General features: G+C 73.7%; 23 protein-coding genes. 14 read left to right on the forward strand and 9 right to left on the reverse strand.

The genetic code is table 11. The annotated features are described in order from the left end of the window. The first annotated feature begins 83 nt into the window (after window positions 1-83). The 3 genes from ACIPK4_RS23335 to ACIPK4_RS23345 are packed head-to-tail and all read left to right on the forward strand — an operon-like array spanning window position 84 to window position 3,652. Complete coding sequence (locus ACIPK4_RS23335) at window positions 84-1,457, forward strand: alpha/beta hydrolase (protein WP_402315544.1); 1,374 nt, start codon at window positions 84-86, stop codon at window positions 1,455-1,457. A 36-nt stretch (window positions 1,458-1,493) separates the two neighbouring features. After that, window positions 1,494-3,398 (forward strand): peroxidase family protein, encoded by a 1,905-nt coding sequence (locus ACIPK4_RS23340; protein ID WP_402315546.1) that lies wholly within the window; start codon window positions 1,494-1,496, stop codon window positions 3,396-3,398. Then, window positions 3,395-3,652: a hypothetical protein gene (locus ACIPK4_RS23345; RefSeq protein ID WP_402315548.1), complete on the forward strand. Its 258-nt coding sequence runs from the start codon at window positions 3,395-3,397 to the stop codon at window positions 3,650-3,652. The genes ACIPK4_RS23340 and ACIPK4_RS23345 overlap by 4 nt, the downstream gene beginning before the upstream one ends. A 65-nt stretch (window positions 3,653-3,717) precedes the next feature. On the opposite strand, the gene ACIPK4_RS23350 is transcribed toward ACIPK4_RS23345, so the two are convergent. Continuing rightward, a complete protein-coding gene (locus ACIPK4_RS23350; protein ID WP_402315550.1) occupies window positions 3,718-4,074 on the reverse strand; it encodes an ArsR/SmtB family transcription factor in 357 nt (118 codons plus the stop codon). Window positions 4,075-4,091: 17 nt separating this feature from the next. Between ACIPK4_RS23350 and ACIPK4_RS23355 the strand changes: the two genes are divergently transcribed. The 4 genes from ACIPK4_RS23355 to ACIPK4_RS23370 all read left to right on the forward strand — a co-directional run bounded on the left by ACIPK4_RS23355 (window position 4,092) and on the right by ACIPK4_RS23370 (window position 8,872). Continuing rightward, window positions 4,092-5,180, forward strand: a complete 1,089-nt coding sequence (locus ACIPK4_RS23355; protein ID WP_402315552.1) for a cation diffusion facilitator family transporter — start codon at window positions 4,092-4,094, stop codon at window positions 5,178-5,180. A 186-nt stretch (window positions 5,181-5,366) separates the two neighbouring features. Continuing rightward, window positions 5,367-5,723, forward strand: coding sequence for an SAV_915 family protein (locus ACIPK4_RS23360; protein WP_402315554.1), 357 nt, complete (start codon window positions 5,367-5,369; stop codon window positions 5,721-5,723). A gap of 12 nt (window positions 5,724-5,735) precedes the next feature. After that, window positions 5,736-7,070, forward strand: coding sequence for a diaminopimelate decarboxylase (lysA, locus tag ACIPK4_RS23365; RefSeq protein WP_402315556.1), 1,335 nt, complete (start codon window positions 5,736-5,738; stop codon window positions 7,068-7,070). Window positions 7,071-7,219: 149 nt separating this feature from the next. Continuing rightward, window positions 7,220-8,872: an FAD-dependent monooxygenase gene (locus tag ACIPK4_RS23370; RefSeq protein WP_402315558.1), complete on the forward strand. Its 1,653-nt coding sequence runs from the start codon at window positions 7,220-7,222 to the stop codon at window positions 8,870-8,872. Here ACIPK4_RS23370 and ACIPK4_RS23375 read toward each other — a convergent pair. After that, complete coding sequence (locus ACIPK4_RS23375) at window positions 8,797-9,636, reverse strand: DUF4386 domain-containing protein (RefSeq protein ID WP_402315560.1); 840 nt, start codon at window positions 9,634-9,636, stop codon at window positions 8,797-8,799. The two genes, ACIPK4_RS23370 and ACIPK4_RS23375, sit on opposite strands and share 76 nt — an antisense overlap. An 83-nt stretch (window positions 9,637-9,719) precedes the next feature. Between ACIPK4_RS23375 and ACIPK4_RS23380 the strand changes: the two genes are divergently transcribed. Continuing rightward, window positions 9,720-10,424 carry a TetR/AcrR family transcriptional regulator C-terminal domain-containing protein gene (locus ACIPK4_RS23380; RefSeq protein ID WP_402315561.1) on the forward strand — a complete coding sequence of 235 codons (705 nt, stop codon included), beginning with the start codon at window positions 9,720-9,722 and terminating at the stop codon, window positions 10,422-10,424. Window positions 10,425-10,489: 65 nt separating this feature from the next. On the opposite strand, the gene ACIPK4_RS23385 is transcribed toward ACIPK4_RS23380, so the two are convergent. Then, window positions 10,490-11,101, reverse strand: coding sequence for a short chain dehydrogenase (locus ACIPK4_RS23385; protein WP_402315562.1), 612 nt, complete (start codon window positions 11,099-11,101; stop codon window positions 10,490-10,492). Between the two features lie 70 nt (window positions 11,102-11,171). Between ACIPK4_RS23385 and ACIPK4_RS23390 the strand changes: the two genes are divergently transcribed. Continuing rightward, window positions 11,172-12,047, forward strand: coding sequence for a LysR family transcriptional regulator (locus ACIPK4_RS23390; protein ID WP_402315563.1), 876 nt, complete (start codon window positions 11,172-11,174; stop codon window positions 12,045-12,047). A 9-nt stretch (window positions 12,048-12,056) separates the two neighbouring features. Next, on the forward strand, window positions 12,057-12,677 hold the full coding sequence (locus ACIPK4_RS23395; RefSeq protein ID WP_054223485.1) for an L-threonylcarbamoyladenylate synthase: 621 nt from the start codon (window positions 12,057-12,059) through the stop codon (window positions 12,675-12,677). A 10-nt stretch (window positions 12,678-12,687) separates the two neighbouring features. On the opposite strand, the gene ACIPK4_RS23400 is transcribed toward ACIPK4_RS23395, so the two are convergent. Together ACIPK4_RS23400 and ACIPK4_RS23405 are read right to left on the reverse strand one after the other, a co-directional pair. Then, window positions 12,688-13,296, reverse strand: a complete 609-nt coding sequence (locus ACIPK4_RS23400; RefSeq protein WP_402315566.1) for a hypothetical protein — start codon at window positions 13,294-13,296, stop codon at window positions 12,688-12,690. A gap of 116 nt (window positions 13,297-13,412) precedes the next feature. Beyond that, entirely contained in the window at window positions 13,413-13,814 is a 402-nt protein-coding gene (locus tag ACIPK4_RS23405; RefSeq protein ID WP_402315567.1) for a ribonuclease domain-containing protein, read from the reverse strand. Window positions 13,815-14,009: 195 nt separating this feature from the next. Between ACIPK4_RS23405 and ACIPK4_RS23410 the strand changes: the two genes are divergently transcribed. From ACIPK4_RS23410 to ACIPK4_RS23420, 3 genes are all read left to right on the forward strand, one after another. Further along, window positions 14,010-14,675 (forward strand): 1,4-alpha-glucan branching protein, encoded by a 666-nt coding sequence (locus tag ACIPK4_RS23410; RefSeq protein ID WP_402315569.1) that lies wholly within the window; start codon window positions 14,010-14,012, stop codon window positions 14,673-14,675. A 109-nt stretch (window positions 14,676-14,784) separates the two neighbouring features. Further along, on the forward strand, window positions 14,785-15,012 hold the full coding sequence (locus tag ACIPK4_RS23415; protein WP_054223481.1) for a DUF6296 family protein: 228 nt from the start codon (window positions 14,785-14,787) through the stop codon (window positions 15,010-15,012). Between the two features lie 233 nt (window positions 15,013-15,245). Beyond that, entirely contained in the window at window positions 15,246-16,661 is a 1,416-nt protein-coding gene (locus ACIPK4_RS23420; RefSeq protein WP_402315571.1) for an Ig-like domain-containing protein, read from the forward strand. 106 nt (window positions 16,662-16,767) lie between these two features. On the opposite strand, the gene ACIPK4_RS23425 is transcribed toward ACIPK4_RS23420, so the two are convergent. The 3 genes from ACIPK4_RS23425 to ACIPK4_RS23435 all read right to left on the reverse strand — a co-directional run bounded on the left by ACIPK4_RS23425 (window position 16,768) and on the right by ACIPK4_RS23435 (window position 20,465). After that, window positions 16,768-17,454: a DUF4360 domain-containing protein gene (locus ACIPK4_RS23425; protein WP_402315573.1), complete on the reverse strand. Its 687-nt coding sequence runs from the start codon at window positions 17,452-17,454 to the stop codon at window positions 16,768-16,770. A gap of 48 nt (window positions 17,455-17,502) precedes the next feature. After that, a complete protein-coding gene (locus ACIPK4_RS23430) occupies window positions 17,503-18,150 on the reverse strand; it encodes a DUF4360 domain-containing protein (protein ID WP_376193177.1) in 648 nt (215 codons plus the stop codon). A gap of 356 nt (window positions 18,151-18,506) precedes the next feature. After that, entirely contained in the window at window positions 18,507-20,465 is a 1,959-nt protein-coding gene (locus tag ACIPK4_RS23435; RefSeq protein WP_402315576.1) for a protein kinase, read from the reverse strand. Between the two features lie 325 nt (window positions 20,466-20,790). Between ACIPK4_RS23435 and ACIPK4_RS23440 the strand changes: the two genes are divergently transcribed. After that, a complete protein-coding gene (locus ACIPK4_RS23440) occupies window positions 20,791-21,630 on the forward strand; it encodes a class II glutamine amidotransferase (RefSeq protein ID WP_402315793.1) in 840 nt (279 codons plus the stop codon). 57 nt (window positions 21,631-21,687) lie between these two features. On the opposite strand, the gene hypE is transcribed toward ACIPK4_RS23440, so the two are convergent. Beyond that, window positions 21,688-22,677: a hydrogenase expression/formation protein HypE gene (hypE, locus tag ACIPK4_RS23445; protein ID WP_402315795.1), complete on the reverse strand. Its 990-nt coding sequence runs from the start codon at window positions 22,675-22,677 to the stop codon at window positions 21,688-21,690. Window positions 22,678-22,739: the final 62 nt, after the last annotated feature.

Here is a 22,739-nt window from a genome sequence, read left to right on the forward strand (position 1 = left end):
GGCCGGCCGCCGGGACCCCCGCACCGCACCCGCCCGCCCGTCCCGCCCGCTCCCGTCCCCACCCCGCCCCGGAGGGCACCTGCATGACCGAAGCCATGACCGCCGTCACCGGGCACGAGAACGAGCACGGGCACGAGCCGGAGATCGATTCCCTGCACCACCTGTGCCGGCTGCTGGCGGAGGCCGCCGAAGGGGTCGGCGAGGCCTCCCGGTACGCCTCCGAACTCGCCCTGGGCACCCGGCTGCCGCGCACCGCCCGCGGCGGCGCCGCCCGGCGCACCCTGCTGCGGACGGTCACCGACCCCAAGGGGCTGGGCTGGGCCCTGCGCGGTCGCGGCCTCGCCCGGATCGGCCGGCTCGCCGGGGTGTTCACCAGCCGGGAGAGCCTCGCGGTCAGCATGGCCGTGACGGGCCTCAAGGCACGGATCCGGGCCGCTGCCGTGAGCCACCCCGAGCTGCTCGCCGGTCCCGACACCGCGCGGATCCTGCGCGCCGTCGAGGAGGACCGGCAGCGGGAGGCGATCCGGGTCTTCCGGTCCATCCTCGGCAACAAGGGCGCCGAGCGGACCTTCGCCCTGCTGGCGCCCTCGTTCGCCGACATCCTGGCGTGGAACGCCCTCACCGACGAGAACCCCCTCAACGACGCGGCGGGCTGGGAGGTCGCCACCGGACGGACCCTGACCGGTGCAGAGCCGATCCTCGGCATCAGCGGCCGGGTCTGGGCCTTCCTCGACCGCGGGCCCGGCCGGGCCGAGCCGTTCGTGCCCTCCCCCGCACTCGCCGAACGCCTCGACACCACCGGCACGATCGCCGGGTACTGCCGCAACATCGACGCCGTGGGGACCGACGGGACGCTGCTGGTCCAGCAGGTCACGGGGCCCGACGGGGTACGGCGGTACGTCGTCCAGCTCGCCGGCATGTCCCGCGTCCGCAACGAGAGCCCCCAGGACCTGCTGGGCGCCGTGCACGCGGTCGCGCGGCCGGCCACCCCCTACTCCAGGGCGGTCTCCAGGGCGCTGCGCCGGCTGATCCCCTCGGGCTGCGACGTGGCCCTGGTGGGCCACAGCCTGGGCGGGATCACCGCCATGAACCTGGCGGCCGACCGGGACTTCTGCGAGATCCACCGGGTGACGCACGTCGTCGCGATCGGCTCCCCCATCGACGGCAAACGCCCCGCCGATCCGCGGACCAGGGTGTACTCGCTGGTCAACGAGCACGACGTGGTGCCCAGCCTGGAGGGCCGCTCGTCGGTGTCCCCGTACGCGCTGCCCGAGCAGTTCACCGAGTTCACCTGGACCGACGACACGCACGCCTTCCCGCTGTGCCACGCCGCCGAGCGGTACGCGCACAACCTCGAACACGAGGTCCCCGAGGTGAGCGCGCTCGTGGACGCCGACCTCGCGCCGTTCCGCGGACGGGTGACCGCCGCCCGCTTCTTCCGGCTCCACGACCGCTGACCGCACCCCCTTGCCCGCCGACCGCTGAGGAACACCATGACCGACACCACCTCCACCGAGCAGAGCGCGGCCCCGCAGGCCCCGGCCGGGGCGGGCGTCCCCGCACAGGCCGCGGGGGCCGGCCCGGCCCCCGCGTACGGGCCGCCCGGGCTCCTCGAACGCCTCGGCTCGGCGGCCTTCGCCCGTGTCAACCGCACCCGCGAGTGGCACGAACTGCCGCTGCCGCTGGGGCTGCTGAACCTCCGGGTGCTCCGCGACGACCTGCGCCGCAAGAACCTGTACGACACGTACGGCGCGGGCGGGGAGCGCCGCCGGCGGGCGACTCCCTCGCTCGCGCCGTTCCGCTCGTACGACGGGTCGGGCTACGACCCGTACGACGAGGACATGGGCCGGGTGGGCACCCGGCTCGACCGCAACGCCCCGCTGCACCTGGCGTTCCCGGACTCCGACGAGGAGCTGATGTCGCCGAGCCCGCGCGAGATCAGCAGGCACCTGCTGGCCCGCAAGGGGTTCGTGCCGGCGCCCACGCTCAACCTGCTGGCCGCCGCGTGGATCCAGTTCGAGAACCACGGCTGGGCCAACCACGGCGACAACGAGGAGGCCGAGCCGTTCACCGTCCCGCTCGCCGAGGACGACGACTGGGCCGAGCACGGCGGCAGCTGCCCGATGCGCGTGAACCGCACCCGCCCCGACCCGGTCGCGCACACCAGCGCGGACGTGCCGCCCACGTACGAGAACACGGTCACCCACTGGTGGGACGGCTCGCAGATCTACGGCTCCGACGAGGCCCGCTGCCGGGCGCTGCGCACGGGCGAGCACGGGCGGCTCATCGTCGAGGACGGCCGGCTGCCGGCCGACCCGCGGCCCGGGCGGTCCTGCCTGGACTGGACCGGCATGAACAGCGACTACTGGGCCGGTCTGTCGCTGCTGCACACGCTCTTCGCCAAGGAGCACAACGCGATCTGCGACTACCTGCGCGGCCACTACCCGACGTGGGACGACGAGCGGCTCTTCCACACCGCGCGGCTGGTCAACACGGCGCTGATGGCGAAGATCCACACGGTGGAGTGGACGCCGGGCATCCTCGACACCCCGGTCCTGCGCCACGCGATGGACGCCAACTGGCACGGGGTGCTGCCGCGCTGGGTCGCCAGGACGTTCGGCCGGGTCGGCAGGGGCGAGATGCTCAGCGGGATCCTGGGCTCCCCGACCGACCACCACACCGCGCCGTTCTCGATGACGGAGGAGTTCGTCTCCGCGTACCGGCTGCACCCGCTGATCCCCGACGAGCTGGCCGTCCGCGACCACCGGGCGGGCTCCGTGCGCGCGACCATCGGCTTCGACGACATGCAGGGCAGGGCCACCCGCACGGCGATCGACGCGTACGGCATGAGCGACCTCTTCTACAGCTTCGGCACCGCCCACCCCGGGGCGCTCGTCCTGCACAACCACCCCGACGCGCTGCGCAATCTGGCCCGGCTGACCGGCGAGCACATCGACCTCGGCACGGTCGACATCCTGCGCGACCGCGAGCGCGGCATCCCCCGCTACAACGCGTACCGGCAGATGCTGCGCAAGCGCCCGGTCACCTCCTTCGAGGACCTGACCGGCGGGCACCCGGGCGACACGCCGCTGCTCAAGGAGCTGTACGAGGGGCGCCTGGACCGGGTGGACACGCTGGTCGGCAACCTCGCCGAGCCGCGGCCGGCCGGGTTCGGGTTCAGCGACTCGCTGTTCCGGATCTTCATCCTGATGGCGAGCCGGCGGCTCAAGAGCGACCGCTTCTTCACGACGGACTACCGGCCCGAGATCTACACGGCGGAGGGCCTGGAGTGGGTGGACCGGGGCGGCATGGTCCCCGTCCTCCTGCGCCACCACCCCGAACTCGCACCGGCCCTCGACGGGGTGACCAACGCCTTCGCTCCCTGGAGGGCCCTGTGAGCGCCGTCCCGGCGCCGCGCACGGAGCGGCCGGGGCGGCGGTGCGAGCCCGCGGAGGGGCTGCGGGCCCACGCGGCGGCGCTGCTGCGGCACGCGGAGCGGCTGCGGGCCGGAGCCGCCGCGCTGGACTGGAAGGGTCCGCAGGCCGAGGCCTTCCGGTGGCGGATCGAGGCCCTGGCCGACCGCTGCACGACGGCGGCGGCCGGCCTGGCCCGGTCCGCCGAGCGGCTGGACGCGCCCGTACGCCCGCGCTGACGGCGTGGGCCCGGCTCCGCGAGTGCACTCGGAGGTCAGGGGGCCCTGCGGACACCCGCCCCTGGTCACACCCCACCGTGACCGGGGCGATCGGGCCCGGCCGCGGCGAGCGCCTCGGCGACGAGGCGCCGCAGGTGGTCGTCGGTCAGGGCGTAGACCACGCGGCGGCCCTCCTTGCGGGTGGTCACCAGCCCCGACATCCGCAGCCGCGCGAGGTGCTGGCTGACGGCCGGCCGGGGGGCTCCCACCGCGGCGGCCAGGGTGCCGACATCGGCCTCTTCCGAGGCCAGGGCGTGCAGGAGAGCGAGGCGGGTGCGGTCGGCGAGCAGGCGCAGGATCCCGGCCGCGGCGTCGAAGGCCCGCGGGCCGGGTTCTTGCGGGTGCGAACTCTGCGCAGGTGACAGGTGCATGCGTGCGCTCATACGCACACAATAGGCGGGTGGACGCTCGCGTCCACCCCTTCCCCGTCGTCCTCGTCGAAAGCGAGCACGCTGTGAGCCACCACCACGAACACCGCGACGGGGCGTTGCGGGCGCGGCTGCGGCACCGGTTCGGCCATGCCGCGCACGCCCTCACCCCGCACCGCCACGATGCGGCGGCCAAGGTCGATCCGGCGATGGAGACCTCTCGCGAGGGCATGCGCACGCTCTGGCTGTCGGTGGGCGTCCTCGGCCTGACCACGGTCGTCCAGGCCGGCGTCGTCGTCCTTTCGGGGTCGGTGGCCCTGCTCGGCGACACCGTCCACAACGCCGCCGACGCGTTGACCGCCGTACCCCTCGGCATCGCCTTCGTGCTGGGCCGGCGGGCGGCGAACCGCCGCTACACGTACGGCTACGGCCGCGCCGAGGACCTGGCCGGGATCCTGGTCGTCCTCACCATCGCCGCCTCCTGCGCCCTCAGCGCCCACCAGGCCGTGGACCGGCTGCTGCACCCCCGTGAGGTCACGCAGCCGTGGGCCGTCGCGGGCGCCGCGGTCGTGGGCTTCCTCGGCAACGAGTGGGTGGCCCGGCAGCGGATCCGCACCGGCCGCCGGATCGGTTCCGCGGCGCTCGTCGCCGACGGTCTGCACGCCCGTACCGACGGATTCACCTCCTTGGCCGTCCTCCTCGGCGCCGGTGGTTCAGCCCTCGGCTGGAGGCTCGCCGACCCGCTCGTCGGCCTGCTCATCACCGCCGCCATCCTCGTGGTGGTGCGCGACGCCGCGCGCGAGGTCTGCCGGCGGCTGATGGACTGCGTCGATCCCGCCCTGGTCGACGCCGCGCACGGCGCGCTGCTCGGCGTGCCCGGCGTGCGGGGCACCGGGCAGCTCCGCATGCGGTGGATCGGGCACGCACTGCGCGCCGAGGCCGACATCGTCGTCGACCCGCACCTCACGGTGGTGCAGGCGCACGCCCTGGCCGTCGCAGCCGAACACGCCCTCATCCATTCCGTCCCGCGCCTGACCGCCGCCACCGTCCACATCGACCACGTCCCCGGCCACGAGGACCCGCACGCGGCGCTGGCCCACCACGGGAGCCGGGCGGGCTGACGCGCGCCGCTGCGGGGCCGGTGCGCGTCAGCGGTGTGTATGGAGTGGGGGGTTCGCCGTCAAGGTGGCGTCAGGGACCGGCGCGCGGGGGGCGGGTGCGGGGATAGCTTCGGTGTCGCGCCCCGGACTGCCTCCCCGCATCGGGGCGTCACCAGTCGCCTCTTGCGGTTCCTCAGGGAGGGCCCCATGTGTCTGTTCCGCTACGAAGACGATCCCGAGCCGGAGGAACGGGTCCCGGCCGGACTCCTGTACGTGCCCGTCCGGCCGGGAGGGGGAGCGGAGACGGTCATCCGGCTGTTCCGCACGCCCCTGGGCGCCCGTACCGCCGTCGGGTTCACGAGCACGGACCGGCTGACCGCCACGCTCGGCGAGGGCCAGGGCTGCATCCGGCTGTCGGAGGCCGTGCTGCGGGAGCTGTGCGAGCCGCTCGGCGCGGACCTCGTCACCGTCGATCCGACGCTCACGGCTCCGGTGGCCGCCCCTCCCGCCTTCGCCCCGGCGGCGCGACTCCGGCCGGGCCGGCGTCCGGTGCAGGCCGGCTGAGGGGGGCCGTCCATGACCACTGTCACCCTGTCCGAGATCCCGGCGGGCGCGGACGAGCTGTCCGTCTGGCCCGTGTCGACGACCCGGCTGCCGCACGGCGGTCTCGCCGTCGGCGGGGTCCCGCTGACCGAGATCGCGGACCGCTTCGACACCCCGGCGTACGTACTGGACGAGGGCGAGGTCCGGGCCCGGTGCCGCGCCTACCGCGACGCCTTCCCCGACGCCGAAGTCCTTTACGCGGCCAAGGCCTTCCTCTCCCGCGCCATGGTCCACCGGGTGGCCGAGGAGGGGCTGGGGCTCGACGTGTGCTCGGCCGGCGAGCTCGAACTCGCCGTCACCGCCGGATTCCCCCCCGACCGCATCGTGCTGCACGGCAACGCCAAGTCACCCCGCGACATCGCGACCGCGCTGCGGCTCGGCGTGGGCCGGATCGTCATCGACAGCCCCTCCGAGATCGCCCGCCTGGCGGCCGCGGTCGGCCCCGACGGACATCAGAAGGTGCTGGTCCGCGTCGTCCCCGGCATCTCGGCCGGCGGCCACGAGAAGATCCGCACGGGGACCGACGGCCAGAAGTTCGGCCTCTCGCTCATCGACGGCTCCGCGCAGCACGCCGTCGCCCGCATCCTGGGCCAGCCCCAGCTCAAACTCGTCGGCCTGCACTGTCACATCGGCTCCCAGATCACCGACGTCACCCCGTACGCCGGCGCCGTGCGCCGCATGGTGGGCCTGATGGCTCGCATCCGTGACGCCCACGGCACGGTGCTCCCCGAACTCGACATGGGCGGCGGCCACGGCATCGCCCACCGGCCCGGGGAGGCGGCACTCGACCTCACCGCGCTGGCCCGCCGGCTGCGCGCCGAGCTCGCGAAGAGCTGCGCGGCGGCCGGCCTGCCCGTGCCCCGCCTCGCCGTCGAACCCGGCCGCGCGATCGCCGGCCCGGCCGGGGTGGCGCTCTACCGGGTCCTCGCGGTGAAACGCACCGGGGACCGGGTGTTCGTGGCCGTGGACGGCGGCATGAGCGACAACCCCCGGCCGGCCCTGTACGGGGCCCGGTACGCGCCCCGTCTGATCGGCCGCCACTCCACCGCCGACCCGCTCACCGCCACGGTCGTCGGCCGGCACTGCGAGGCGGGCGACGTCCTCGCCACCGACGTGGACCTGCCGGGTGACGTCCGTCCCGGGGACCTGCTCGCGGTACCGGTGTCGGGTGCCTACCAGTTCTCCATGGCCTCCGGCTACAACATGGTCGGCCGTCCCCCGGTCATCGCCGTCGACGACGGCGCGGCCCGCCTCCTGGTGCGCCGCGAGACCCTGGACGACTTCCGGCGCCGCGACATCGGCGACTGAGTCCGGTCCCGCGCCCGCGGAGCCCGGGGCCGCCCGGGCCCGCCCGGACCCGGGCGGCCCGGGTTCCGCGCCCCGATCGCCGGGAGCGGGACGCCGGGCCACCATGGAGGGTGATCCGTTCGTACGGGGAACCCGCCCGGGAGGCGGCGATGGTGCACACCGGTGGAGCGGCCTCGGACGTCCTGGTGGCGGGCGCGGGCCCGGTCGGGCTGACGGCCGCCGCCGAGCTGCGGCGGCGCGGGATCTCCTGCCGCATCGTGGACCGGCTGCCGGCGAGGCTGCCGTACGCGAAGGCGGTGGGGATCCAGCCGCGCACGCTGGAGATCTGGGACCGGATGGGCTTCGTACGGGCCGCCCTGGAGGCGGCCGTCCTGATGCGCGGGCAGCTGACCTACGTGAACGGCGTGGAGCAGCCCCGGCTGGACCTGGTGCTGCAGCCCGAGGTGCCGTACCGCTTCGCCGCTCTGCCGCAGTACGAGACGGAGCGCATCATCGAGGAGTTCCTGGCGGGCTTCGGCACGCACGTCGAGCGGGGCACCGAGCTCGTCTCGTTCGTCCAGGACGCCGACGGCGTGACCTGCCGGCTCACCGGCCCGGGCGGCGAGGAGGAGCTCCGGACCCGGTTCCTGGTGGGCTGCGACGGCGCGCACAGCATCGTCCGCAAGGGACTCGGCCTGAGTTTCGAGGGCGGCGCCTTCCCCGAGGAGTACATGCTGGCCGACGTGGAGGTCGACTGGGACCTGCCGTACGGGTACGGGGTGCGCGCCATGCACCACGACGCCGGGGGCGCCGTCGACGACGTCCTGGTGTGCATTCCGCTGCCGGGCGCAGGGCGCTACCGGGTGTCCATGATGGTGCCGCCCGGGCTCTCCGCCGCTCCGCCACAGGACGGTGACGGGGTGGTGCACGGCCTGGAGGGCGCGCGTGCCCCCGAACTCGGCCACATCCAGGCCGTGCTGGACCGGCTGTCGCCGCAGCCGGTCACGGCCTCGGCCATGCGCTGGTCGTCCGTGTTCCGGATCAGCCATCGGCTGGTGGACCGGTACGGGGGCGGGCGGGTCCTCGTGGCGGGGGACGCGGCGCACATCCATCCGCCGACCGGTGCGCAAGGCATGAACACCGGGATCCAGGACGCCTGGAACCTGGCGTGGAAGCTGGCGCTGGCCGTGGAGGGCGCGGCGGCGCCGGCGCTGCTCGCGAGTTACGACGCGGAGCGCCGGCCGGTGGGCGAGGAGGTCGTGGGCCGTACCGTGCGGCAGTCCGCCGAGGGCGTGCAGGCCGACCCCGGGGACGCGGACACGCTCATGATGCGCCAGGCCCAGCTGCTGGTCGGCTACCGGGGCAGCCCCGTCGTCCAGCGGGGGGAGCCCGACGGCGGGCCCGGGCCGCGCCCCGGCGACCGAGCACCGGACTGCGGCGGGCTCACCGGGGACATCGCCGCGTACCCGGTGCGGCTGTACGACCTGCTGCGCGGCCGGGAGCATGTGCTGCTGCTGTACGGGCCCGCCCCGGCGGCGGCCGGCCTCGCCGGGCTGGCTTCCTCGGTGCGGGGCGCGGCGGCGGGCCGGGTCGCGGTGTGCGCGATCCTCGCCGATACCGACGCCGGCACCGACGCCCGCATGGACGGCGGGTATGTGCCCGTGCCCGTGTACCGGGACTCCCGCGGCGAGTTCGGCCGGATGTACGGGGTGCGGGAGCCGACGGCGTTCGTGGTCCGGCCGGACGGCTACCTCGGCGCCAGGCTGTGCCCGCCGACGGCCTCGGGGCTGGCCGCCCACCTCTCGGTGGTGTTCGGGAGCTGAGCCGGCCCGCTGAACCCCTTGGCCAGGAGCCGGACGGCCAGGCCCACCTCCCACGCGAACACCGGGAGGGCGGCCAGCGAGCCGGCGCCGGACACCTGCTCGTAGAGGCCGAACAGCACGGCGGTCGCGGAGGCGCAGATCAGCGCTCCGCCGATGAGCCCCAGCACGGCGAGGGGCCGCGGGACGAGTCGTGAGCGGTACATCAGGCAGGCCAGGACCAGGGTGTTCGCGCCCAGGACGAAGTCGGGCCCGAAGAGGAACGTCCAGTCGTGGATCGCCACGAGGGCGTCGGCGGCCGCGGTGAGGGACGCGGCGTCGCCGCCCGGCGCCGCGGCGGACTCCCTGCGCAGCGTCACCACGGACAGCACGCTGACGAGGCCGACGAGGATGACGGCGGCTTCGAGCAGGCGGCCGCAGACGTAGCCGAGCGCGGCCCCCTCGTTACGGCGTTTCAGGACCGGGTACAGGGCGACCCCGGTCCCGACGACCGCCAGCGCCAGGACGAATTCGCACAGCGCACCGGCGAGCACGCGGGTGTCGGCGTCGGCGCCGAGGACGTAGCCGGCGCCGTCCAGCACGGGGCCGTAGAGCACGAGACCGGCGACCGCGGCGACCTCGGTGACGAGGAACAGCGCCCCCGAGACGACCGCGGTCCCCCTGTCCGCTCCGTTCGATGCCGTCGATCCGGTCGATCCCTTCGATCCGTTCAACCTCTTCGCGCCCATGCGGAACCACTCCCCCTTCTCGTGGTGTACGGCGTACACCTGAGACGCACGGTAGGTGTACGACGTACACTCGGTCAAGCCCGGGGCCCGGCCCGGGCACCGCACACGAGGGAGCTGATCGAATGACCCGGCAGCCGGAGACAGTGCCGAGGGCTCCCCTGAGCAGGGAACGGGTGCTGCGCGCAGCGGTGGCGCTGGCCGACTCCATCGGGATCGAGGCGCTGAGCATGCGCAGGCTCGCCCAGGAGCTGGGCGTGGTGCCGATGGCGCTCTACAAGCACGTCGCCCACAAGGAGGAGCTCCTGGACGGCATGGTGGAGACCGTCGTGGGCGAGATCCCCCCGCCAGCCCCCGGCACCGGCTGGCGGGGCGCGGTGCGCCTGCGGATCCTGTCCGCGCGCGCCGCCCTGCTGGGCCACCCGTGGGCGGCCCAGGTGATCCGCTCGCGCACCGGCCCGACCCCGGCGGTGCTCGCGCACATGGACGCGGTGATCGGGACGTTCCGAGCGGGCGGGCTCTCGGTCGACCTCACCCACCATGCGATGCACGCCCTGGGCAGCCGCGTCCTCGGCTTCACCCAGGAGGTGTTCGACGCCGCCCCCGGACCGGCTCCGCGGCCGCCCGCGGCCCTGCCCCCGGAGGCCGCGGCGGCCTACCCGCACGTCGCGGAACTGGCCCTGGCCGCCGCCCACGACGGGGACTCCGTCGTGGGCGGCGGCTGTGACGACCAGTTCGAGTTCGAGTTCGCCCTCGACCTCCTCCTGGGCGGCTTCGAACGCCTCCACCGGCAGGGCTGGACCTCCGCCGGCGGGGGCGCGGCCGGCTGAGGGCCGTCCCGCGACCCCCGGTGGATCAGCGCGCGTGGATCAGCGCGCGGCTTACGGGAGGGCCCTCAGTTCCCCAGTTCCAGGATCCGGCCGGTGGCGGCGCCCTCGATGGTGCGCACGTAGGTCCGGGCCACGTCCGCGACGTCGACGGGGGCGAAGCCCGGGAAGGAGTCGCCGTAGGCGTCGAGGGCCTCGGTGAAGACCGTGGGGCTGACGGCGTTGATCCGCTGCGGGGCGATCTCGACGGCAGCCGCCCGGACGAAGGCCTCCACGGCGCCGTTCGCCATCGAGGCGGCCGAGCCCGTGACGATCGGGCTGCGCGCCAGCACACCGGTGATCAGGGTGAAGGAACCACTCGGGGAGATGCGCCCGGTGCCCTGGCGGACCAGCTCCAGCTGGCTCATGACCTTGCCCCGGAAGGCCGCGGTCCAGTCCTCGGGGGTCATCTCGGCGACCGGCTTGTACGGGACGCTGCCGGCGGCGCTCGCCACCGCGTCGAGCTGCCCGCCCCGGCCCGCCGCGTCGTACAGGGCGGTGATCTGTTCCGGGTCCGTGATGTCGTAGCGCAGGTCGCCGGTCGAGCGTCCGGCGGTGAGGACCTCGTGGCCGCGGGTGGTCAGGGCGTGGTGGACGGCGGTGCCGAGCATGCCGCCCGCGCCGATGAGAAGGATTCGCATGCCCCCGACGCTAGGGGCACCTGCACGGGCCGGGGAAATGCCTTCTCGGCAGCATTTATGCTTGGCGGTCATGAATGTGGAGCTGCGTCATCTGAAGGCCCTCGCGGCGATCGGCGACGAGGGCAGCATCACGGGCGCCGCGGCCGTGCTGCGCATCGGCCAGCCCGCCCTCTCCCGCACCCTCGACCAGCTGGAGCGCCGCCTCGGCACCCCGCTGGTGGAGCGTACGACCCGCCGCCTCGGCCTCACGCCCGCCGGGCACCGCCTGTGGGAGCACGCGCACCGCATCCTCGCCCAGCTGGACGACGCACTCGCCGAGGCCGCCGCCGGCCCGCGGCCGCTGCGCGTCGGCTTCGCGTGGGGCGCGCTCGGCCCGCACACCGTGGGGCTGCTGCGGGACTGGCGCCGCGACCACCCCGAGGTGCCGGTCCAGGTGCACCGGCTCGCCGATCCGGAGACGGGGCTGCGCCGCGGCGAGATCGACGCCGCCTTCATGCGCACCCCGCCCGAGGGCGGCGCCGCGGGGCTGTCCGTGCTGCCGCTGTACCGGGAGCCGCGGATCGCGGCCCTCGCGGAGGACGATCCGCTGACCGCGCGCACCGAGCTCGACCTCGCCGAGCTGGCCGACCGGACCGTCGTCCTGTGCGCGACGGCGGCGACGTCCGGCACCGACCTGTGGCCCGACGAACGGAAGCCGTCGGTCACCCTGGAGGTCGCCAACGTCGACGAATGGCTGACGGCCATCGCGACGGGCGAGGCGGTCGGGGTCACCGCCGAGGCCACCCGGCACAGCCACCCGTTCCCGGGCATCCGGTACCTGCCGCTGACCGACGCCGAGCCGGTGACCGTGCTCTTCCTCGCGCCCGCCGCACCCGCCCACACCGCGACCGCCGCCTTCCGCGACCATGCTCGGCGCTCGCTCACCGGCGCAGGCCTGATCGCGTAGGCTCGGCGAATGGCCAAGTACTTCGACGTGCACCCCGAGAACCCCCAGCAGCGCACCATCGGCAGTGTCGCTGACAGCATCCGCTCCGGCGCGCTCGTCGCGTACCCGACGGACTCCTGCTACGCGCTGGGCTGCCAGCTCGGCAACCGTGACGGCCTCGCCCGGATCCGGTCCATCCGCAACCTCGACGACCGCCACCACTTCACGCTGGTGTGCCAGGACTTCGCCCAGCTGGGCCAGCTGGTGCAGATCGACAACGACGTGTTCCGTGCGATCAAGGCGTCCACGCCCGGCAGTTACACCTTCATCCTGCCCGCGACCAGGGAAGTGCCGCGCCAGCTGCTGCACCCCAAGAAGAAGACGGTGGGCGTCCGCATCCCCGACCACGCCGTGACGCAGGCCCTCCTCGCCGAGCTGGGCGAGCCGCTGCTGTCCAGCACCCTGCTCCTGCCCGACGAGCCGGAGCCGCTGACGCAGGGCTGGGAGATCAAGGAACGGCTCGACTACCTCGTGGACATCGTGGTCGACTCCGGCGACTGCGGGACCGAGCCGACCACCGTCATCGACTTCTCCGGCGGCGAGGCCGAGATCGTCCGCCGCGGGGCGGGCGACACCACCCGGTTCGAGTGACGCGAGCCGGTCATCCGGCGGCCGGGCCGCCCGGTCGCGGCTCGCCGCCCCGGCTGACCAGGCCGTACGCCCAGCGTTCGTTCAGGCCGGCGAGGAAGCCGACGCTGCCCCGGAAGAACCAGGCCTTGATCAGGGCCTGACGTCCGGCCGGCGACAGCGGTCCGGGCCCGCACAGGTCGGCCGGAGCGGCCGGCGGGGTGAGCAGGGTGAGGATTCCGCCGCTGATGAGCAGGAAGAGCGAGGTGGCCGGGAACCAGCCCACCACCACCCGGTACCAGCCTTCCTGGCGCATCGTCCGGGCGAGCTGCACCGGGTCCGCGGGGACGTCCGCGGACCCGGTGCGGCCGGGTGCCGGACGGATCAGCTGGTAGGCGTCGCGCAGCCGGATGATCACGCTGAAGACCGCGCCCATCGCCCCGCCCGCGAAGCAGACCATGGAGTCCATCAGGACCGGCTCCTCGGGGCGTCGCTGCGGCTCCGCGTCGCGCAGCCGTTGGAGGCGGGGGGCTTCCTCGGCGAGGCCGAGCGCCTCGGCCATGGTCCTCGGCTCGGCCGGGCCCGCGGCCCCGAACAGCCATGCCGTGACCGCACCGGTCCGGCCCGGACGCCGTTCACTCATCCGCATCCCCCTTGATCCAAGGGGCAGTTGTACCGTCACGCCGGCCACGGCGGAACCCCGGACCCGTGGCGTCGCACGGGTCCGGGCCGCCCGGACGGTCTGCGGGCGAACGGGCGTCAGCAGCCGAAGTCGACGCGCCGGAACGAGGCGTAGTGGTCGGCGGTGTAGTAGTCCTCCTCCGACTGCTGCCCGGTGATGATCCGGCGCGCCCCGCGGGTCGGCGAGCCCGGGGTGATGACGGTGTACTCGTGGTAGTAGCCGGAGCCGTGGGCGGGCAGCAGCCGCTCGCGGTTCTGGAAGACGACGCCGTCCTGCGCGTAGGGGAACGGGCCGCCCTGGTCGATGAGATCGAGGGTGTCGTGCGCCTGGGACGGCAGGGACGAGTAGCAGATGCGGCCGACCGCGGTGACGGAGGCGGAGGCGGGTGCCGGGGCCGCCGAGGCGGTCGGTCCGGTGAGGAGCGCGGCGGCGGCTGCCGCGGCGCCGGCGAGGGCCACGAAGCGTGGGGGGATTCTCATGCGGCCCATGATGACGCGCGTAGAGCTGCCCCCGTCAACGCCAACTGCGTTGAGTTTCCCGCCTGTTCAGCTGTTTTGTTTCGCGCGTGACACGGACGCCGCCGCCGCTTAAGACGGACGCAACCTGAGCCCCACGAGTCCCCACGAGCCGCGGTGGCAGGATGATCACCAGTCGACCGAAAGAGGTGCCGCACCATGGCCGTCGTCCACCGGACCACGATGACCCCCGGGAAGATGGAGCTGCTCGCTTCCTGGCTTCCCGCTCAGCCCTGGTACGGGGGCGGGTACGAGGGGACCGCACCGCAGCCCGTCAAGGCCGGCGGTTTCCGGATCGACGATCCGCAGGGTGAGGTCGGGATCGAGTTCATGGCGGTCACCGACGCTGCGGGAGAGCGCCCGGTCACGTACCACGTGCCGCTCACGTACCGCGGAGCGCCGCTCGACGGCGCGGAGCACGCCCTCATCGGCACCTCCGAGCACGGGGTGCTGGGGCGCCGCTGGATCTACGACGGGACCCACGACCCCGTCCTCGTCGAGCGGTTGTACGCGCTCGTGCGCGGCGAAGCGGAGCCGCAGGCGCAGAGCGAGAGCGACAAGCCCGACCCGTCCGTCACCGGCTGGTCCGCGGCGCCCGGCCGGCCCGGCCCGGTCGACGTCCTGGAGGTCTGCGCCGGCCCGGACGCCTCCGACGTGCTCGTCCGGACCCCGGACGGGCGGCTCACCCTCCGCGTGCAGCGCGTCCTGGTGCCCGCACCCGAGCAGGACCCGGCGGGGGAACCGCCGTTGGGGCACGTCACCGCGGACTGGACGCTGCCGGACGGCACGAAGGCCCGCGGCCGGTACGCCGTCGTGCGCGCCTAACCGACGCACGGGCTCCGCGCAACCCGGCTGCGGGCGGCGCGGAGCGAGCCCGGCGCGCATCATGGAGGAGGTACGGGGGGACCCTTTCGCCTGGCAGAGGAGGGCGCGGATGAGTTCCCAGCGCTACGAGCTGGTGTTTTCCGAGGGCCCGGAGACCAGCGAGGACGTCGTCGTGGTGAGCGCCACCGGCCAGGCCGGCCCGGGCGGCCACCCGGTCTACACGGACGCGACCGGCATCGTCCGGGCGGAGATCAGCGACCAGGACGAAGTGCGCATCCTGGCGTCCGGAGGCGGCCAGGACCCGGCCCGCGTGGTCCGCGTCCGCCCGCTCCCCTGACGGCACGGCCGGGCGCCCCCGGCAACCGGGCGCCCGGCCGCCTCCGTTGCTCCGTACGAGTTCTCTTGCGTGCCCGTTCGGTCGCACCGGCCGAGCGGATGATCATCTTTAGGCCGCACAGTCGCTTTCATGCTCCCAACGGGCCGTGGGCGAGCTGGGAAGGCTGCGTGGCGATGTCATCGACGCACCGTGCACAAAAGGAACGACGGGCACGACGGAGCAGGACGTGGAGCGTGGTGGCCGCCGTGACCGGCGCGGCGCTCGCCGTCGCCGCGGCGCCGGGCCGGGCGCCGGAGCAGGATCCCCCGGAGCGGGCCGCCGGCGGCCCGGACGCCGCCGTGACCCTGATCGTCGGCCGGGCCCTGGACCAGGGGGACGGCGACATCGCCGCACGGTGCGCGGTGGAGGGGTTCCGGGACGGGCTGTGCACCGGCTGGCGGCAGCAGCGGGTACGGGCCACCGCCCGGGGAGCCGGGTCGGTGCTGCGCGGTCCTGCCCCGCGCGCGGGCGACGGGGCGGCGCGCACGGTCGTCCTGCCCACGAACTCCGGCGGCCCCCTCGACATCGCGCTCGCCGAAGCGGGACAGCTCACCGACGTCACCGTCCACGACGGGCACGGGCGCTACGTGGGTGGCGAACTCGCCCCCCGGAGCCGTCACTGGACCAACACCGAGCCGCTGCGGGCCGGCGAGCTCTACACCGTCAGCGTCGGCGCCCAGGACGCGGCCGGGACGCCGGTCGGCGTCACGATGGCCTTCCGGACCGCGCCGCCCCGGGACCGGGGCCGCCTCACGGTGGAGTTCGGGCCGAGGCCCGGTACGTACGGCGCGGGGCAGATCGTGACGGCCGCCCTGAGCCGACCGGTTCCCGCCACCGACCGGACGGCCCGGGCCCGGGTGGAGCGGGCGCTCCAGGTCACCTCCGAGCCGGCGGTGGAGGGCGGCTGGCACTGGGTGGACGACTCGACGCTGCACTACCGGCCGCGTACGTACTGGCCCGCGCACGCCGAGGTGCGCGTGACGAGCGGTCTCGACGGTGTGGAGGTCGGCGACCACGGCTACGGAGGCCCCTCCGGCTCCACGGGGTTCACCGTGGGCGACCGGATCGAGGCGGTCACGGACGCCGCCGAGCACGAGATGACGGTGCGCCGCAACGGCAAGGTCATCCGGACGATCCCGGTCACCACCGGCAAGGCCGGGTTCCGGACCCGCAGCGGCGTCAAGGTCGTGCTGGGCAAGGAGTACCAGGTCCGGATGCGCGGGGACACCGTCGGCATCAAGCGCGGCACCAGCGAGTTCTACGACCTGCCGGTGTTCTACGCGACGCGGGTGACGTGGAGCGGCGAGTACGTGCACGCCGCCCCCTGGTCGGTCGCGGCGCAGGGCGAGGAGAACGTGAGCCACGGCTGTACGGGCATGAGCACGGCGGACGCCGCCTGGTTCTTCCAGACGGTACGGGAGGGGGACATCGTGCAGGTGGTGAACAGCGAGGGGGAGCCGATGGCTCCCTTCGACAACGGCTTCGGCGACTGGAACCTGGACTGGCGGGCCTGGCAGGCGGGCAGCGCCCGCGCGTCCGCGCCCGTCCCGGCCGCAGCCCTTCCGGCGGTGGCTCCCGCGGCCTCGTCCCGGCTGCGCCCGCTGACCTGAGCACCCCACGCGGCCGAGCGCTGTACCCGGCGACCGTGCCGGGTACAGCGCGGGACCTCGGGCGCGGGGAGTCAGGCGCGGGGAGCGCCGGCCGGGGGACGGCCCGTCAGGGGGCGGGGTGTTTCGGGGTGGGACAGACCTGCCAGGCGAGGTGGTAGAGGGTGCTCACGCTCGCGTCGGTGGAGTCCATGGCCATGAAACTGGTGGCGGTCTGCGGATTGGACGTGCCCGCATTCACGCGCAGTTCCGTATTGATGTTGAAGTTTCGTTTCTCCCCACACGGAGCCCAGACCAGATCCGCATATTCCGTCCTGTCGGTCGCCTGCCAGTTGTCGTTGTGCGGTCCGTTGAACTGATGGGTGCGCTGCGTCGTCTGCGGCATTCCCTGGAAGTAGTAGTTCGCGCGCTCCTGGCCCCATGCCCCCGGCTGGAGGAATGCGAATCCGCGGTAGTCCGCCTGGACGATCGCGTAGGTGAATCCCGAGGGAACGTGGACGCGGAGATTGAGCTGGCAGTTCTTGCGGAACGCCGTCGGCGGGGCACCGGGTCCGACCTGGGCGAGGTAGTCACTGTAGGTGACGGTGAAGGCGGTGTTGTCCGGCGCGACGGCCACCTCGGCGGTGCCTTCCCGGCAGCCGGATCCGTTCACGGTCGCGAGTTCGATCACGATCTTGTCGGGGGGAGCGGTGATCTGCGGGGTGTGGCCGGCGGCTCCGGCGGACGTCGTGGCGGTGGCGATCAGCAGGGCTGCCGCGCCACCGGTGAGCAGGGTACGAGACAGGGAAGGAGACATCGTTGTCACTCCTGACCATCGATCGGTGATTCCTGCGCTCACGCCGCGTCAGGCCGCGGGGCATTCCTTCCACTCGAAGTGGTAGACCGTGCTCACGCTGCCGTCCGTCGAGTCCATGCTCATGAAGCTCAGGGCCTGCGGGTTCGACGTCCCCGCGTAGACGCGCAGTTCGCTGTTGACGTTGAGGTTGCGTTCCTCACCGCAGGGCGCCCAGACGAGGTCGGCGTAGTCGGTCTGGTCGCTCGCCTGCCAGTTGTCGGAGTACGGGCCGCTGAACTGGTGGGCCGTGCGGGCCGTCTGGGCCATGCCCTGGAAGTAGTAGTTCGCGCGCTCCTGGCCGTAGGCCCCGCGCTGCAGGTGGGCGAAGCCGCGGTAGTCGGCGCGGGCGATCGCGTAGGTGAACCCCTGCGGTACGTGGATCCGCAGCGCGAGCTGGCAGTTCTTGCGGAAGTCGGTGCCTCCGGAGCCGGCGCCGGCCTGGGCCAGGTAGTCGCTGTACGTGACGGTGAACGCCGTGTTGTCGGAGGCCGCGGAGACGCTCGCGGTCCCCTGGGGACACCCCGAACCGTTCACGCCGACCACGTCGACGGTGATTCTGCCGGGCGGCGGCGTGTCCGGGCCCTGGGCGTGCGCGGGCACGGCCAGCGCGGACAGGGCCGCGACGGCGGCGCCGACGGTGAGTCTGCGGAGCAACATCTTCGTTTCTCCATTCATTCGCCGCGCGGAACCGGTACCGGAACCGGAACCGCTCGAATTTCGGCATGCACATGCCACCACAGCGAATGTGCGCTGGGAAGGACGCGATACGGACAACGGCCCCCGCCGCCAGGTGCTGGCCGAATTCCGCATTCCGCCGCGGATCTCCTGCGCCCCCGCCCATCAGCCGTACTCCCCCGCCCCGGCCTCCCGTCGCGCCGGGTCCCCTCCGGCCGACAATGACCGGATCCCGGGCGGGGTGTGCGCCGAGGCGAGGACCTGGAATCCGCGATCCGGCTCGAGGACCGGCTGCAGGACACGCCCCGTCGGCCGGGCGGGCCGGACCGGCCCCGGATTCAGCGCTTCTTCGGCTCCTCGGCATTGCGCCAGACCGTGAGGTCGAGCGTGATGTACGTGCTCGGGTCCTTCGCGCCCGACCTGCCGCGGTACGTCGCCACCGCGATGTGGCCCGCGTCGCTGAGCACGCAGATCTCGGTCCCGTCCGACAGCTGATCGAGGCCGATCTTCTCGGTGTACCGGGTCTCGGCCCGGCAGGTCTCCAGCGAACCCTTCTGCGAGTTGTTCAGCACGACCAGCCTGCCGTTGTCGGTGCCGACCTTCGTGTCCCCGAAAAGGGTGTCGAGGTAGAAGTAGAGGTCTCCATGGTTGTACAGCACGCCGGCGTCACCGCCGGTGCCCGGGCGCGGCGGGTTGTCGGCCAGCATGAGCTGGTAGTTGGCCGTCAGGTTGACGCCCTGGTGCGAGGTCGGGGTGGGGTCGGTGCGCTTCCCGCTCTTGCCCTGGGAGCCTCCGCCGGGGCTGCCGCCCGTGGCGGCCGAGCCGCCCTTGGACTTGTCGCCGGAGCCGTCCGGCAGCAGGGATCCGATGACGGCGAGGCCGATCACCGCCGCCACGACGGCCCCGGCGATGATCAGTCCCTTGGGCTTGCGCTGCGGCGCGGGAGGCGGATACCCGGGGTGATGGGAGGGGGACGCGAGGTAATGGCCCGGCGTGTACCCGGGCGGAGGCGTCTGGTAGCCGGGGTGGGTCTGATGGCCGGGCGCAGGCGTCTGGTACCCGGCCACAGGCGTCGGATAGCCGGGCGCCGGCGTCCGGTATCCGGGCAGGGGCGTCGGATGGCCGGGCGGGGGCGTCTGGTGGTGACCGGGGTGCGTCCCGGCCGGAGCCGCGGGTGCAGCGGCCGGGTACGCCGGAGCGGTCGGCACCGCGCCCGGTGCAGCGGGAGCGGCCGGCGGGTGGGGCGAAGCGGCGGGTGCGCTCTGCGTCGGTGCCGCGGCCACGCCGGGACCGGTCGGCGGGTGCGGGGGCGCGCCGTCCGCCGGAGGCTGCGGGGAGACCTCGGTCGGTGTGGGGGCCACGGCGGGCTGCGGCGGCGGGGTCCGGGCCGGCTCGGGCAGCCGGAGGCGCTCGGTGATGGAACCGGCGACCGCCTGGGGCAGCCAGTCCTCGCCCTGGCGCAGCGGGGCGGGAGAGAGCTCGTGGCACATGCGGATGACCTCGGTCAGGGCGGGCCGGTCCGCCGGGTCGCGGCTGAGGCACCGCGACACCAGGGGCCGCAGCTCATCCGGCAGTGCGCTGAGGTCGGGGTCCTCGTGCACGATGCGGTACAGCACCGCGTGCGAGGACCCCTCGCCATAGGCGGGCGCACCGATCGCCGCGTACGCCGCGATCTGGCCGAGGGCGAAGATGTCGGTGCCGGCGGTGACCGTACCGGCCGAGGCCTGTTCGGGCGCCATGAACGCCGGCGTGCCGACGCTGACGCCGCTTCCGGTCAGGGAAGTGGCGTCCGCCGCGCGGGCGATGCCGAAGTCGATGACGCGGGGGCCGTCGCCGGCGAGGAGTACGTTCGCCGGCTTCAGGTCGCGGTGGACGATGCCCGCGCCGTGGATGACGTGCAGCGCCTCGGCGACCCCGACGGTCAGCAGGAGCACACTGCGCAGCGGCAGCCGCCCGTGCCGGGCGACGGCGTGCGCGAGGGAGGGGCCCGGTACGTAGGCCGTGGCCAGCCAGGGCTGGGAGCCCTCGGTGTCGAAGTCGATGACGGGTGCGGTGTAGAGGCCCTGCACCCGTTGGGCCGCCCGGACTTCCTGCTGGAAGCGGCGCCGGAACTCGGGGTCCTCGCTGAACTCGGGCCGGATCACCTTGAGGGCGATGGGCCGCCCGCCCGGCGTGTAGGACAGGTACACCTTGCCCATGCCGCCGGCGCCCAGGACGGCGGCCAGGCGGTAACCGCCCACGGTGGCCGGGTCGTCGGGCCTGAGCGGCTGGAAAAGGTCGCTGGAAGGTGCACTCATGAAAATCCGTCCCCTGTCACGGCAGTTCAGCCCGCCGAAGCCCCTAAGCCAACCGTGAGGGTATCCAACTTCAAGGTTCGTCCCGTGGTCGCCTCCCGTACCCGTGTCCGGGTGAGCACGTGCGCCACGACGGGGGTGAGCGGCCCGTGACCTCCGCGTTCCCGCCCAGGCGGTGACGAAAGCGGATCGATCCCTCACCGAGGGTGCCGTGGCCGGGTCCCGGCCGAGCGTCCCGGGCCCCGGGGGGCGGACACGTCACCGGCACAGGGCGGCGCACGCCCGGCCGCGATAGGCTCGTACGAGGCTCAGGAGAGGGATGGTGCTGATGTGTCGCTGGCTCGCCTACTCCGGTTCGCCGATGCTGCTCGACGCTGTTCTCTACCAGCCGGAACACTCGCTGATCGACCAGAGCCTGCACGCACGGATGGGCGTCGAGTCGACGAACGGTGACGGTTTCGGCATCGGCTGGTACAGCACCGACGGTGACGGCACCCCGGCGATCTTCCGGGACATCGGACCGGCCTGGAACAACCGGAACCTGCGGGAGCTGGCCGCGCACGTCCGCTCGCCGCTGTTCTTCGCCCATGTGCGCGCCTCCACCGGTTCGGCCATCCAGCAGACGAACTGCCACCCGTTCCGGCACGGCCGCTGGCTGTGGATGCACAACGGCGCGATCACCGACTTCCACCGCCTCCAGCGCGATCTGTGCATGGCCGTCGACCCGGCGCTGTTCCCGTGCATCGAGGGCTCCACGGACTCGGAGGTGATGTTCTACCTGGCCGTAACCTTCGGCCTCGACCAGGATGTGCCCGGTGCGGTCGCCAGGATGACGGGTCTGGTGGAGCGGCTCGGCAAGGAGCACGGCGTCGCGGACCCGATGCAGATGACGATCGCGGTCAGCGACGGCGAGCGCGTGTGGGCGTTCCGCTACTCCAGCGAGGGTCGTTCGCGTTCGCTGTTCTACAGCAGCAAGGCCGAAACGGTACGGCAGCTGTACCCGGAGCTGCCGTACCTGCGGGAGGTCTCCGATGCGACCCGTCTGGTGGTCTCCGAACCCCTCGGTAACCTCCCGGGCGTGTGGAACGAACTGCCCGAGGCCAGTTACGCGGTCCTGCCGTCCGCGGGCTCGGAGGACTATCTCCCGTTCATCCCCGAACTCCCCTGAGCTGCGCCGTCCGGCCCGCCGTCGGGCGTTCCGGACGGCGGGCAGCGGGGACGCCCGTCAGCAGATCCGGGGCAGCTGCTCCCCGATCGGCAGATCGACCACGCGGGTGCCGCCGAGACCGGTGCGCGCCACGACGAGACCGGGGTGGGCCTCGACCGTCTCGCCGATCACCGCGGCGCGGCGGCCCAGCGGGTGCGCACGCATCGCGTCGAGGACGGCGTCGGCGTGCTGCCGGGGCACGAAGGCGACCAGCTTCCCCTCGTTGGCCACGTAGAACGGGTCGAGGCCGAGGATCGCGCACGCGTTGCCCACGGCGTCGGGAACCGGCACCCGGCCCTCCTGGACGACGACCCCGGTGCCCGACGCGGCGGCGATCTCGTTCAGGGCGGCCGCCAGGCCGCCGCGCGTGGGATCGCGCAGCACGTGCAGATCGGGGGTGACGGCGAGCATGGCCTGGACGAGTCCGCCCAGCGGCGCGCAGTCGCTCTTGACGTCCACCCCGAATTCGAGGCCTTCGCGGACGCTCATGATGGCCACGCCGTGCAGGCCGATCTCCCCGCTGACGATGACGACGTCGCCCGGGACCACGCGCTGCGGGCGCAGGTCCACTCCGTCGGGGATGAGGCCGATGCCCGCGGTGTTGAGGTAGATGCCGTCGCCGTGGCCGGCCTCCACGACCTTGGTGTCGCCGGTGGCCACCTCGACGCCAGCGGTGCGCGCGGCCGCGCCGAGGGCCTCGGAGACCCGGGCCACCACCGACAGCTCGACGCCCTCTTCGAGGATGAACCCGCAGGACAGGTAGGCGGCCCGGGCCCCGCTCATGGCCAGGTCGTTGACGGTGCCGTTGACCGCGAGGTCGCCGATGCTGCCGCCGGGGAAGAACAGCGGCCGCACCACGTACGAGTCGGTGGAGAAGGCGAGGCGCGCCCCGCCGAGGGTGACCGCGGCGGAGTCGCCCATCTGGCCGAGCACCTCACCGCCGAAGGCGGGTGCGAAGACGTGCTGGACGAGCTCGGCGGAGAGCGCTCCGCCGCCTCCGTGGCCCATCACCACCCGGGGGCGGTCCCGCAGCGGGGCGGGGCAGGTCCAGCCCGTGACGTCGAGTGCGG

Source organism: Streptomyces sp. NPDC086989 (genome assembly GCF_044745505.1).
Taxonomy (GTDB): Bacteria; Actinomycetota; Actinomycetes; order Streptomycetales; family Streptomycetaceae; genus Streptomyces.